This window comes from Synechococcus sp. M16CYN, from assembly GCF_040371545.1.
Lineage (GTDB): Bacteria > Cyanobacteriota > Cyanobacteriia > PCC-6307 > Cyanobiaceae > Parasynechococcus.
On the sequence record NZ_AP029048.1, the window covers coordinates 1,328,793 to 1,342,369 of the forward strand.

Annotated in this window: 9 protein-coding genes; 2 read left to right on the forward strand and 7 right to left on the reverse strand. The window is 49.3% G+C overall.

Going from position 1 to position 13,577, the window contains the following annotated elements; genetic code table 11:
- Nucleotides 1-31 precede the first annotated feature (31 nt).
- The 3 genes from ABWV55_RS06405 to ABWV55_RS06415 all read right to left on the reverse strand — a co-directional run bounded on the left by ABWV55_RS06405 (nt 32) and on the right by ABWV55_RS06415 (nt 3,516).
- Nucleotides 32-397, reverse strand: a complete 366-nt coding sequence (locus tag ABWV55_RS06405; protein ID WP_353292641.1) for a DUF309 domain-containing protein — start codon at nt 395-397, stop codon at nt 32-34.
- Nucleotides 397-2,199: a translational GTPase TypA gene (gene typA, locus ABWV55_RS06410; RefSeq protein ID WP_353291303.1), complete on the reverse strand. Its 1,803-nt coding sequence runs from the start codon at nt 2,197-2,199 to the stop codon at nt 397-399. Before typA ends, ABWV55_RS06405 begins: the two co-directional genes overlap by 1 nt.
- Nucleotides 2,200-2,760: 561 nt before the next feature.
- The gene (locus tag ABWV55_RS06415) at nt 2,761-3,516 is read right to left on the reverse strand and encodes a M15 family metallopeptidase (protein WP_353291304.1); all 756 of its coding nucleotides are present in this window, start codon (nt 3,514-3,516) and stop codon (nt 2,761-2,763) included.
- A gap of 109 nt (nt 3,517-3,625) precedes the next feature.
- On the opposite strand from ABWV55_RS06415, the gene chlP reads away from it, so the two are divergent.
- Nucleotides 3,626-4,975, forward strand: coding sequence for a geranylgeranyl reductase (gene chlP, locus ABWV55_RS06420; protein ID WP_353292642.1), 1,350 nt, complete (start codon nt 3,626-3,628; stop codon nt 4,973-4,975).
- A 288-nt stretch (nt 4,976-5,263) separates the two neighbouring features.
- Here the strand turns inward: chlP and glyS are convergent, their stop codons facing one another.
- Nucleotides 5,264-7,417, reverse strand: a complete 2,154-nt coding sequence (gene glyS / locus ABWV55_RS06425; protein WP_353291305.1) for a glycine--tRNA ligase subunit beta — start codon at nt 7,415-7,417, stop codon at nt 5,264-5,266.
- Between the two features lie 87 nt (nt 7,418-7,504).
- Between glyS and ABWV55_RS06430 the strand changes: the two genes are divergently transcribed.
- Nucleotides 7,505-9,247: an NADPH-dependent assimilatory sulfite reductase hemoprotein subunit gene (locus tag ABWV55_RS06430; protein ID WP_353291306.1), complete on the forward strand. Its 1,743-nt coding sequence runs from the start codon at nt 7,505-7,507 to the stop codon at nt 9,245-9,247.
- Here ABWV55_RS06430 and ABWV55_RS06435 read toward each other — a convergent pair.
- Genes ABWV55_RS06435 through ABWV55_RS06445 form a run of 3 tightly spaced genes read right to left on the reverse strand, consistent with a single transcriptional unit; the run spans nt 9,223 to nt 13,577 of the window.
- Nucleotides 9,223-9,921, reverse strand: a complete 699-nt coding sequence (locus tag ABWV55_RS06435; protein ID WP_353291307.1) for a M15 family metallopeptidase — start codon at nt 9,919-9,921, stop codon at nt 9,223-9,225. The genes ABWV55_RS06430 and ABWV55_RS06435 overlap by 25 nt on opposite strands.
- A 30-nt stretch (nt 9,922-9,951) precedes the next feature.
- The gene (gene recG / locus ABWV55_RS06440) at nt 9,952-12,477 is read right to left on the reverse strand and encodes an ATP-dependent DNA helicase RecG (protein ID WP_353291308.1); all 2,526 of its coding nucleotides are present in this window, start codon (nt 12,475-12,477) and stop codon (nt 9,952-9,954) included.
- Entirely contained in the window at nt 12,429-13,577 is a 1,149-nt protein-coding gene (locus ABWV55_RS06445; protein WP_353291309.1) for a hypothetical protein, read from the reverse strand. The genes recG and ABWV55_RS06445 overlap by 49 nt, the downstream gene beginning before the upstream one ends.

Consider the following 13,577-nt stretch of genomic DNA (forward strand, 5'->3'; position numbering starts at 1 on the left):
GGAATTGATTGATATGACATTACTGGATGAATTAAGCCAAGGGGTAGAGAAGAGGGACAGCACATGACCCGGGGTCCTCTTCGTTCTGAAGACAATGAAGATATTGTTCGACACAATCACATAGTGTAGAAATGTCAAGACCTAAATTAGTTGTCCCTGGGCGCTTTAAACGGCCTAACGCCTCACCAAAAAGAATAGTTGCTCCACGACGGTTATCTTGCTGAAGATGAAGTTGAGCAACAGCGACTTGAAGGATTCCTTGGAGGCTGCGTCTATCTGGATCAGCAGTTTCATGCCAAAGCTCTTCAAGAATATCATGAGCAGCATACCACTCACCATTATTAAAAAACTTTATAGCCTGACTGAAACGGGGGTCGGTTTGCAATTTCATAGACATCAACGCTTCGTCATTTTCTTTACGGGAAGCTTGCGCAAACGAATCGACTTTGGGGTCACTTCAAGCATTTCATTGGGACCGATATACTCTAAAGCTTTTTCCAAGGTCATTTGTATTGGTGATCGAAGACTATCCAATAAGTCAGCACCGGCAGAACGTATATTAGTAACTTGTTTCTCTTTGCAAACATTGATTTCCATATCTTGTTGGCGTGTATTTTCACCAACAATCATTCCCTTGTAAACTTTAATGCCGGGAACAATAAAGAATTGCCCACGATCCTCAGCATTTTTAAGAGCATAAAACGTTGCCGTTCCTCCCTCAAAAGCAATTAATGCACCGTTTTTACGAGTATCAAAATCGCCACATATAGGTCGATATTCAAAGAATGAGTGACTCATAATTCCTTCACCACGAGTGGCACGAATGAATTCACTACGAAAGCCTATTAAACCTCGAGAAGGCACAATAAACTCAAGCTGGATTCGCCCGTCTAGTCCGGTCTCCATGTTTCGCATCTCTGCTTTGCGGGTACCAAGTTTTTCAATACAGGTACCGACGACAGACTCTGGCACATCCATAACTAGGGTTTCTACTGGTTCACAAGGTGTCCCATCAATAGTGCGGAAGATCACTTGAGGTTGAGACACTTGAAATTCAAAGCCTTCACGACGCATTGTTTCAATCAAGATGCTGAGATGTAATTCACCGCGGCCACTAACAAAAAAACTATCAGGGGAATCAGTATCTTCAACACGAAGAGCAACATTAGTAAGCAACTCCCTGTATAAACGATCTCGAACCTGACGACTCGTGACGAATTTTCCTTCCTGACCGGCGAATGGAGAATCGTTAACGACGAACATCATCTGTAAAGTTGGTTCGTCTACCTTAATAAGTGGGAGGGCTTTGGGTTCATTAGGGCAAGCAATTGTCTCGCCGATATTAACATCGTTAAAACCCGCAACCGCCACTAGGTCTCCAGCAAAAGCCTCTGAGATATTGACACGTTGAAGGCCTTCAAAGGCTAATAACTTACTAATACGACCCTTTTTGATGCTTCCATCATCTTTAATCAAGGAAGCATTCTGCCCTTGTTTAATCGAACCGTTATGTACACGGCCAATAACTATCCGGCCTAAAAAGTCTGAATAATCTAGGGTTGTAATTTGAAGCTGAAGTGGTTTATCTACATTACCAATCGGAGGTGGAACATAACGCAAAATCGCATCAAGTAATGGACGCATGTTGCTACTGCTTGTCTTCATGTCTGGTTTGGCAAAACCATCGAGGCCGCTGCCAAACAAGTAGGGAAAATCGCACTGATCATCATTAGCACCCAGCTGGATGAATAGATCGAGCACTTTGTCTACCGCAGTTTCGGGATTGACCCGTGCGCGGTCGATTTTATTGACGAATACAATTGGTCTCAAACCTTGTTCCAGCGCCTTCTTGAGTACAAAGCGAGTCTGTGGCATTGGTCCTTCGTTGGCATCCACAATCAATAAACAACCATCAACCATGCCAAGAACCCGCTCCACCTCTCCACCAAAGTCGGCATGACCAGGCGTATCAACGATGTTGATCCGGGTGTTGTTGTAGGTAACAGCTGTATTCTTCGAAAGAATCGTGATGCCGCGTTCTCGTTCCAAATCATTGCAATCCAATACGCAGGTCGGCACTGTTTCGTTGTCGCGGAAGATTCCGGATTGCGCCAGCAATGAGTCGACTAGGGTCGTTTTACCATGATCAACGTGGGCGACTATCGCAATGTTGCGAATCGCCTTCTGCTGAGCGCTCATACGGTTAATCATCAGGAACTTTGAGAAACGCTACTATGGGAGTCTTGAAAGCCGCCCAACGCTAGATTCGGCTGATTTTCCTCTAAGTAATTTGGAAGGAATCAAGTGACACAGCTGTAAACCTTAAACCTGCAGGTTGTCTGAATATCTAGATGAGACAACTCACAAATCAAAACCGCGCACTAATAAAGGAAGGCAGTTGCTTCAGCAACAGACATTCGAGTTGATTTATACGATGTAAAATCCACGACTACATATTCTACCAGTCAATAAGAGTTTATGTACCGTAGCGGTTGTCATCGAATCAGCACTAAAAATATGATGGGCTATAAGGACATATCCGAGCTGTACATACGGTCTGGCTCCTCGCAAACATTGAGTAAGCTAAAGATTAGGAAGTTGCGGGAGTCCCACTGATGCGATCAACCAATCGACGTGCGATGGTCTTTTAGTAAACGAAATTTCCATAACGCTACCTCTCACTAAAACGCGTTTATATTTTAGTAAAGGGTAGCATAAGCTGGACGGACAGTCTTATGGAAATTTAGAGACAGCAGCTCATCACAAACGTTGACGGAAAAAGCGGCGGGCAGGTTCGAACAGACGTAGGGCATCTGTTGATCCTTCGTAACGCCAATGCCATGGCTCATACATCACTCCTTGACTGTTGTTGTCTGGAAACGAAAGCACAAAGTGATAGAGGGCAGCGTGGTCTTGAAGCCAGCGAAAAGCTCGTGTTTGCTCAAACTGCACCGACAAATTTGTCTCTGGTGCCTCCCCATCTCCCAGATCGATTGCATATCCAGTGCTGTGCTCTGAATACCCTGGAGGCGCAGACACATGTGCCCGTTCTTCGGGTGTTTGATTTCGTTCTGATGCCACATCGAAAAAAATCGATTCCTGTAGGAATTGAGAGCGATAACCACTGAGCAGTCGAAGATCCACTCCCTCGGCTCTGGCCGCATTTATCATCAAATTAAGTGCTGTCGCTGTATCAACGTGTAGCTTGATACCGGGTTGAAAAGTGATGAGTTGGTTGTCTAATGCCTCGTCATAAGGAAAATGACCCAGCAAGCGACCATCTGCGTCAGGAGGCTCATGAAAACTACGGGTGTTTAACGGTTCGTTTAGGACTAAACCGACCCGAAACTGTGGAGCAAACATCACCACAGCCATACTTCCCCCGCCAACCAAAAGGCAACTCACTAACAAGCCGAAACCGTTCTTGTTTTTTGGTTGTCGCTGAGGTCGTCGTGTACGTCGAGCAACAGGAATTTCATCCTGATCGATACGTTGCGCAGAGGGTAAACGCACCACGGCGCTGGTTCATGTTGTTTAGATCGTAAGTGTGAGAATCTCGCGCTATCCAGACAACTTTACGACTCGGTAGTAGCTTTAAAGGGTGGCCAAGCGGAGATTTGTTGAGATGTTGAGAGTTGCAGTGGTTGGCGGGGGACCCAGCGGGTCTTGCGCTGCAGAAGTATTCGCAAAAGCTGGGATCAAGACTTGGTTATTCGAGCGGAAACTTGACAATGCCAAGCCCTGTGGCGGCGCGATTCCTTTGTGCATGGTCAAGGAATTCAACCTTCCAGATTCGATCATTGATAGGAAAGTGCGTAACATGAAAATGATCTCGCCTTCGAATCGAGAGGTTGATATTCGGCTCGATCCCCTCGGCTATGACGATAAGGCTTACATCGGCATGTGCCGCAGAGAAGTTTTCGACGCCTTTCTCCGCAACCGTGCCGTCGCCTCAGGCACCACGTTGATCAACGGTCTAGTTCAAAAGATTGGTACCGGCAAAAATCGTCAGGGCCCTTACAGCATTCACTACGCCGATCACGGCACTGGTGGTCCTACCGGTGAAGCAAAGACCCTCTACGTGGACTTAATTATTGGTGCCGACGGAGCCAATTCCCGCGTTGCCAAAGCGATGGATGCTGGCGAATATAACGTGGCCATCGCTTTCCAGGAACGAATTAAACTTCCACCTGAGGAGATGACCTATTATGAGGATCTCGCTGAAATGTACGTCGGCACTGACGTGTCGCCCGACTTTTATGCCTGGGTGTTCCCTAAGTATGACCATGTCGCGGTTGGCACCGGTACGATGCAACGCAACCAGAGCCTGATTAAAGGCCTACAGAAAGGGATTCGCGAGCGTGCTACGAAACGCTTATTCAAGGGTGAAGTTATCAAGGTGGAAGCTCACCCAATTCCGGAGCATCCCCGTCCACGCCGAGTAGTAGGCCGTATGGCTCTTGTTGGCGACGCCGCTGGCTATGTCACCAAAAGCTCTGGAGAAGGTATCTATTTCGCTGCCAAAAGTGGCCGAATGTGCGCTGAGGCAATCGTGGAAATCTCTAATAACGGAGCTTCTGTTCCGACAGAAAAGCAAATTAAATCCACCTACCTTAAACGCTGGGATCGTAAATACAGCACCACCTACGCGGTGCTCGGCGTCCTGCAACGAATTTTTTATCGAAATGATGCCACGCGAGAAGCATTTGTCGAAATGTGCAACGACAAAGATGTGCAGAGGCTCACTTTCGATAGCTATCTCTACAAGCGAGTCGTGATGATGAATCCCTGGCAACAGATAAAGCTCACCCTGCACACGTTGGGGAGTCTACTGCGGGGAGAGACCCTCGCCCCTGCTACCTACGGGACAGTGCCATCGGCTGTTGGGAGATCTGATAAAGATTTTCTAACCGAAGAAGCATTACAAAAGATTAAGACTCAAGCCAAAGGACAAAAAACAGCCAGAGTTGGCTGATTTGTTTGTCGACAGATTTATTAACTAGACTCGGTTGCTGAATTGACGCAACGACTTTTAGCACCCGTTCGGTAACCGATTCTAAGTCTTGTATACAGCAGTTCTGCTTTTTATTGCCCGTTGAGTATTGATAATTAAAATAAAAGCTTTGGCAATAATTAAAAATACTGAAGTCATGACCAAACCGTTTTCTGCATGGCAACTTGTAGCCAATATACACTGCTGTAAGTTAGCTATAAAAGTAATCTTCTTTCTTAGCTCTGCGCCCGCTGCGTGTTAGTTAAGTGTTTAGTTCTGAATTAATTCAAACTGAGCTAACACCGAAGCTTGATTACGCAGTACCCCTAAAAGATTGAGTCGATTTGCACGCAAAACCGGATCATCAGCCATCACCATTACACTATTAAAGAAAGCTTCAAGCGCAGGGGTTGAGTTCACTAGAACATCGCAAAGCTCCTTATAGGCCCTGCAATTTGCCAGCGGTTGCAGTTGCCGTGTGACATCGAATAAACCTTGCTCGCTAGGTGATTTGAATTTTGAAGGATCAACTACATCAACACAAGACAACACATCTGTGGGAAGACAGCCTTTCCCAGCCAGTCGCGCTACTCGCTGAACAGCTGCCTGAACCGCAGCCAATTTGCCCTGATCTCGTAAACCGCCCAGTAGTCTGATGCGTTCTTGAACATCAAGGGGATCGTTCAATAGACGCGAGTTCATTACAGTTTCGCCAGCAACTGCCTGAATGAGATCAGTGGCGTACCCATCATCCTCCAATTGTGAGTTGATGCGCTGGCGAAGCAGCGTGGCGAGGTCTGCCGTGAGCTGAATGGTATCGACACTAAATGATGGGAATAGCTTTTTCCATAATCGAACTGCCTTGATAAGAAATAAGTTGAGATCTAGTTTCCATTGTTGATGCCAAAGAATCAAAAGCACACCGTTACCTGCCCGACGCAAGGCGTAGGGATCGGATGAACCACTGGGGCGTTCTCCCTTGGCATAGATGCTCAATAACAACTCAAAACGCTCGGCTAGCGCTACCACGGCTCCGGCATCCGTACTCGGCAAAGCATCTCCCGTGCCGCGGGGTAAATAGTGCTCCACAACAGCAAGAGCCACATCACGAAGTTCCCCCTCCTCAAGTAGGTATTTGCCACCCATTAACCCTTGCAATTCAGGAAATTCACTCACCATCTGGCTGACGAGATCGTGCTTACAGAAATGCGCTGCACGACACGAAGCCTTGGCAACAGAGGTCGGTAGCCTAAGTTGGGTCAGGAGCTGCTCAGTCAATCGTTCAATACGGTCACATCGATCCTGAAGACTTCCCAGGCCCTCCGCAAAAGTTACACGAGCTAAAGCATCACGTCTTGCAGCACTGGACTGATGACGGTCGATGTCAAGGAAAAATTCTGCATCCGCTAGACGTGCTCCTAACACCCGTTCATTGCCACGAGTAATCAAAGCAGAAGCCTGCTCTAGTCCATCGGCAACTAAAAGAAATTCTGGACGAAGCACTTCCTGTGCGGTTAGTCGCAGTGGATCGCTCTTGAGACTAGGAATCTCTAGTGGCACATAGCGCTGATGCGCTTGCATCACAGTGGTGATCACCTCAGGAGGCAGCTGCAAGAAACGTCCCGAGATTCGACCCTGCAATACCCGAGGATTTTCAACGAGATCAACCAATTCTTCAAAGAGCCATTCCGGACAATTGGCTGAACCATTTACGACATCGGCCCCTCGAGTAATGGCTTGACGAATCAAATGAGATCGTTTGTCCCTATTCACCAGAACACCTGCGCTCCTAAGCGTAGAAACGTATTGATCTGCCGTTCCAATACGCAACGGTTGATTGCCATGAAGCCTGTGTCCACGACTGAAGCGATCACTTCGGACCACGGGATCAGTCCCCGGGATCACCATCTCGATAACGTCGGAACCGTGAAGAGCTAACAGCCATCTAATCGGCCGACTAAATCGCCGTGTACCACCTCCCCAACGCATGAATCGACTGCCTTGCAAGGCATCTATCCAAGATGGGATCAGATCCTGAAGGAGGACGGCACCGTCACGTCCCGGTATGGATGATGTTGCAAAAACAAAAGAACCTTTTGGGGTTTCGCGTCGCTCGAGCTCCGATGGATCGATCCCACACCGTTTTGCAAAACCGATAGCGGCAGCACTTGGAACTCCGTTCTTGAAAGCCTGTGCCACCGGAGGACCTTTGCGTTCTTCTCGTAGATCTGACTGGCGATCTTCAAGGACGGCCACCGATACCGCCAAGCGGCGTGGAGTCCCATAAGTGGAAATCACGCCGTGATTTAAACGTGCCTTCGCTAGGTCACGTATTACCCGTTGCTCGATTTGCGCCAAGGCCAGTCGAGCAAAGTTTGCTGGCAATTCTTCGGTGCCGATTTCAAGAAGAAACGTTTTTGTCACGCCGCAGACAGAGCCGCAGCCGACTGTATTGGACTTTGTTTCGCTACGTTCATGTAGTTATCCCTGATCTGAGCGATAAGAATCTCTGTGGAAGTGGTGGAACCTCAAACCAACAGCCTCCCAAAAGCAGAGCAGCGCAAGCTCGATAGCCATTTCTTGCGCGAACCGTTGTTGACGGAACTCGGCAACAATGAGGTGCGCTTCAGCGAAGACGCAGTTCAGTTATTGAAATTTCACGGAAGTTACCAACAACATCATCGGGAACTCCGAAAAACAGATAAATTGCGCAGCTGGCAAATGATGCTGCGCCTACGCAGTCCAGGGGGCCGTATCCCAGCCCAGCTCTTTTTAGCCCTTGACGACCTTTCCGCCAGACTCGGAGATGGAACACTGCGGGTCACGACCCGTCAATCCTTCCAGATGCACGGCATCGCAAAAGCCGATTTGAAAGAAGTGATCGGCACGATTATCCGCAATTTAGGATCGACCCTAGCGGCCTGCGGCGATATCAACCGGAATGTGATGGCCCCACCGGCTCCCTTTGAAAAAGGAGGCTATCCAGTTGCTCGTCGATTGGCTGATGAAATCGCGGCTCTTCTAAGCCCAGAGGCCGCGGAGGGATCTTATTTGGACCTATGGGTAGACGGTAATTTGAGTTACCGATTTAAGCCCTCCAAAGCCGTGCAACAAGCACGCAAGCGGCAATTTGAAAGTGGCGTCTATTCCGGTAATGCATCAGAACCGCTTTATGGAAACACTTATCTGCCAAGAAAGTTCAAAGTCGCTGTCACTGTTCCTGGGGATAACTCCGTGGACTTACTCACTCAGGACATCGGACTCGTTGCCTTTACAGCCCCATCTGGTGAACTCAGGGGGTGTAATGTTTACGTAGGCGGTGGCATGGGTCGTACTCACAAGAAGGATGAGACCTTTGCCCGAATTGCCGATCCCCTGGGATACGTCACTGCTCATGACGTCTTAGATGTGATCCAATCTATCCTGGCATTGCAACGGGACCACGGCGATCGTGTAATTCGCCCACATGCGCGCATGAAATATCTACTTCACGACAAGGGCATTCGGTGGTTTCGCCAAACCCTGAAGGAAGATTATTTCAGAGGTGAGCTAGCGGGACTTCGCTATGAACCAAAGGCCAAACTTCTCGATTATTTGGGTTGGCATCAACAGCAGGCCGGTCTTTGGTTTGTGGGATTGTCCTTGATTTGTGGACGTCTACAGGGAGAGCTCAAACAAGGTCTTCGTCGAATCGTGAAGACCTACCAATTGGAGATCCGATTAACAGCCAATCAAGATCTGTTGCTTTGTAACATCGGCACGGTACAACGCGCTGACATCCAGACTGAACTAGCGGCTCTCGGCTTCGAAGTGCCTGAGGCCCCGGCACCTTTGGCTCGACACGCTATAGCCTGCCCAGCTCTTCCCACCTGCGGTTTAGCCATCACCGAGTCAGAGCGGATTCTTCCTGATGTGCTGAGCCGGCTCGACGCCCAGCTCCGGCGCTTGAATATTGACAAAACATTGCTGGTCCGTATGACGGGCTGCCCTAACGGTTGCGCTCGTCCTTACATGGCTGAACTTGCCTTAGTTGGAAATGGACCTAACCAATATCAGCTCTGGCTCGGTGGCACACCCAACCTGCAAAAGTTAGCGAGGCCCTATGTGGAGAGGCTACTCCTAGACGACTTAGAGCAAACGATTGAACCACTTCTGTTAGGCTGGAAGATGGCGGGAGGGGACTGTAGCTTTGGCGATTATATAGATAGGCTCGGTGACCGAGGTGTGGCTCAATTGCTTGCTAACTCTCCGTAAATCGCTGTTCCGGTGCCACTACGCCACGCCCAGAGTTGATCTCCATGAGAGTAGTGCCACCACTCACCGGGGTGTTGGACAAACCCAGCGAATGCCATTACAGACGCTAAGAGACGTCTGTGCTGATGCCAGCGTTGAGCCTCCTGGCCCAGTTTTTCGGCGAAATAATCCGGTTCAGAGACAACACCGATCGTATCAATGGCGCCACCCATGTTAATCAGGTTATTGTCGTAGGTTACGAGGGTGAGATCGATTGCTGCTCCAGTGCTGTGAGGGGGTGGGTTGTTGGGGTTGTTGTTTGGGGTAGCCCAGAAACGATCTACATCAGCCAACACCTGATTGAGCGCAGATTGTTGGGCTGGATCGTTGCGGCGAATCTCCCGCTCGTTACATAGACTATCGATGGTGTAATTCACCATAAAGGCCTGAACGGACATAGGTCGCCAAGCATCGAAAATTGCAAGCCGCAAATCGGGGGAACGATGTCGCAGTTCATTTTGTGCTATAAGCAACCGTTTCACCACTCCGGATCGCAAACAGAAGGGATTCATTCCAAACCCGTAAGGGGCACCAAGAGACACGTAAGGGTGAGGTTCAATCTGAAATAGTTGCTTAGGCAGAGGCTCGAGAGGTTCCAAACAATCTTGAATCGGATAATTGCTCCAAGGACGCATCAATTAATTATTCGATGGAGCGACGACTGCTTAGTTAAGAGGCATATCGCCACTGAGACGACGTTGTTGGTTTGCTAGCAACTGTCGAAGTCGTGGACAGCGCTCTAGCCCAGGATCATTACGAAGAAGCTCCTGGGCTGCAATGCGTGCGTCTTCAAGAATAGCCGCATCGTGGGCAAGGCTAGCTAAAGCGAGGTCTGGCAACCCGGACTGGCGCGTTCCCAGCACCTGCCCAGGACCGCGCAATTTCAAATCCATCTCCGCGATTTCAAAACCATCAGTAGAACGCACCAAAATATCTAAACGCTGACTAGCAAGCGGACTGGGACTGCCATTGATCAAAAGACAATGCGAGGCCGCAGCCCCACGACCAACCCGTCCGCGCAGCTGGTGTAGTTGTGCTAGACCGAATCGCTCTGCATGATCGATTACCATCACGCTTGCTTCCGGAATATCTACACCAACCTCCACCACCGTTGTGGAAACAAGGACTTGACAATCGCCTGACACAAAAGACGACAAGACACTCTGTTTTTCCCTACTACTAAGCCGACCATGGAGCAGACCAACCCGGAGATCTGGGAATACTTCTGAAGCTAACTCGGCGTGGACTGTGATCGCCGAACGCAATGTCAACCTATCCGATTCTTCTACTAATGGCAGAACGACATAGGCGCGCTGGCCTTTTTCCACCTCCTTGCGGATCAATTTATAAGCCTTCTCGCGTTGTTTCGTTGAAAGCATCGCTGTTTGAATTGGTGTCCGCCCCGGTGGTAATTCATCGATCTGACTAACATCTAAATCCCCATGGATAGACAGTGCTAACGTCCGTGGGATGGGGGTAGCCGTAATCGTGAGCATATGAGGTTGCAACCCTTTACTTAAAAGCCGACCCCTTTGGTGAACTCCAAAACGGTGTTGCTCATCTACCACGACAAGGCCAAGGCGATGGAACACTACGGAATCTTCTAGGAGTGCATGGGTTCCCACTAAGAGCTTCAACGAGCCGCTAAACAGGTTGTCTAAAAGTCGACGGCGGCGAGATCGTGGCGTTGATCCTGTTAGCAGTTCGACCGTGACATGTAATTGGGGTAGCCACTGACATAAAGTTTGATAGTGCTGTTCGGCCAAAACCTCGGTCGGGGCTATTAATGCACCTTGCCAGCCGGAGGAAACGGCGCTAAGCAACGCAGCAATAGCGACGACCGTCTTACCAGATCCTACATCACCCTGAATCAACCGAGCCATTGGTTTCGGATCAGCCAAATCTTCTTCAATCTCGTGCAATACTCGCTGCTGAGCATCTGTGAATTGGAATGAGAGCAGATTTCTAAAATCCCGAACGAGACTGCAGTTAGACCGGCTCAGGACCAAATCAGGACCGGGTCGGGACCGTAGCGCTTGGCGACGTTGAAGTAGTCCAAGCTGTAGCAAAAGAAATTCATCGAATATCAAACGATGACGCCCACGATCCAGTGATTCCCGATTCTTAGGAGCATGCAATGCCTCTAATGCCTCTGCTATAGACATAAGTCCAAATTGCTTCCGTAACGCGGAGGGGAGGTGTTCGGGCCACCGATGAGTCAGCGGTAACACTTGCTCGATCAGGCTTCTAAAACGATCTGCTCTAACGCCTTCAGTAAGGGCATATACGGGGAATAGTCGTCCAATGCTGGCTGACCGAACCGGCGCGGAGGGACTATCTAAAACCTCGATCAGCGGATCTTGAAAGGACAACCCATAAGCACCGTTTTTCACAAGACCGCTTACGGCAACGCTGGCTCCAACCGGGTACAATCTTTGTTGTCTCTTAAGATAAGCCGGCGAACTAAACCGTTTGCCAGCTGAGAATTTCGTCACTTTCAACCACCCTGTAGGGTCCTGTAGCCGAAGTTCAAGAATGGCGAGGTTAGGGTTGCGGGGGCTCACAAACCCGTTACAGCGGAGAATTTTCGCCACTATCGTCGCCGTCTCCCCAGAAACCAACGCCTCAATCCGTCTCATCGACGAGTAATCAACATGATCACGGGGATAATGGTGCAAAAGGTCTTTGACTAATACCAAATCGAGCGAAGCTAGGCGGCTCGCTAACTTCGGATCAACGCCTCTAATGCGAGCAATTGGACTATCAAGACCGAGGCTAGGATTTGTTGTGGATCGCCGGTCCAACAAGTTTTGAAGTTTTATGCGAGGTGGCGTCATCGGAGCAGAAGGCTCCAATCGACGGCGCAGTTCATACAGCCACTGGCGAGAATCGCTAACAAGACGCTGACGGGATGCATCCGTCAGCTGGGGATAGTTATCAAAAGAGCAACGCATCCGCTCCATCCGTTCAATCTCACCACGAGGCATCGGAATGGCTGGCGGAGCAGATAACTGCTGACTTAAAAACTGATGAAATCGCTGCTTCCTTCCCTGTAGATCGCGGAAACGGCTCTCTGTTTCAAGGCTAAGTGATCTTTGCAAAGGCTGAAGCCATCTAAGAAACAGCGCAAGCTGGGTGCTGGTCAGTCCCCGTTCGTCTTTGGAGTGGTCGAATCGGATGAAGTCTGCCAATGTTTGCGAGCCTCACGATCTAAGAAGCGTCGCTCCCAATGACGTTGCTGTCGCACCATTGTGATCAAGGCACGATGGTGTTCACACAATCTTGCTCGACAACGACGCAAACGGTGGCTGTCAAATTCCAATTCGCTAATGCGCAGTAGGATGCCGAAAACATCCATACCTGACTCACGATCCCCAGTGGCCAAGGGTAAACGAAGTCGTAAAACGTTGCTTGCTGTTGGCTGGGTCTCCATTTGCCCTCGCAACACAGCTTCGAGCAGTGTGATCGGCAGTAGAGCCTGGGCCTGACCGGATCTTAACATCTGCACGTTCAATGCATGAGAAAAATTGCGAAGATGACGCGAAAGGGCTAGATCTATAGATTGCATCCACTGAAGGAGCGCATCAGGCCGCGATGGCAGAAAGTGATCATCCCCCTCCACCGCCATTACCCCTTCGAAAGCATCAATCCCCGTATCACTCGATGTTCCAGTCGGCTGCATTACATCATCAGCAAGTTGGAATAAAGAACGCAGAACACCGAGATCTCCCCCCTGTTGGAGCTCTGATGAATCGCTCCGCTCCGATTCCTCTTCCTTAGATTCGGAGCTGGTGATAGCTTCTATGGGAGGAGTAGCTCTTGGCGCTGGGGAGGAGGCCACGTCTAAGTGTATTGAGCTGGAGGGCTCATCTTGGTTGGATACTAGAAGATCTGGTCGAGGCAATTCAGGTGTAGGTTCCTCAAGATTCCGAGATAGCCCCTGGAGTATTTCTCGGTTGGCACGGGCTTGTTGGCGTCGCTGCTCCTCATGCATTTGAGCTACAAGCTGCATAAGCTGCTCAACCGTCAACAATACCGAACAGCGCTGAATTAAATCGTTAATTATTGTATGAAACTGGCTCCGATCCGATGAAGATAAGAGATTAAACCTTATGGGGTTAACCTCGCTAAGTAAGTTGAAGAGGGCTCGTCGCGTGGCCGTCCCCACCTCTTTACGCAGAATTTGTAAGTAAAGCGCCTGATCCCTATAAACAGCAATAGATCTTGATCGACAACGCTGAGCCAAGCGTACCAGTTGCTCAGATGGATCGTATGCAAACTCAATGTTCAT

What these genes read in the sequence shown, in the direction of transcription:
- ABWV55_RS06405 (WP_353292641.1), bottom strand. Translation starts at nt 397, where the DNA reads ATGTCTATGAAATTGCAAACCGACCCCCGTTTCAGTCAGGCTATAAAG.
- typA (WP_353291303.1), bottom strand. Translation starts at nt 2,199, where the DNA reads ATGAGCGCTCAGCAGAAGGCGATTCGCAACATTGCGATAGTCGCCCAC.
- chlP (WP_353292642.1), top strand. Translation starts at nt 3,626, where the DNA reads ATGTTGAGAGTTGCAGTGGTTGGCGGGGGACCCAGCGGGTCTTGCGCT.
- ABWV55_RS06435 (WP_353291307.1), bottom strand. Translation starts at nt 9,921, where the DNA reads ATGCGTCCTTGGAGCAATTATCCGATTCAAGATTGTTTGGAACCTCTC.
- ABWV55_RS06445 (WP_353291309.1), bottom strand. Translation starts at nt 13,577, where the DNA reads ATGAACATTGAGTTTGCATACGATCCATCTGAGCAACTGGTACGCTTG.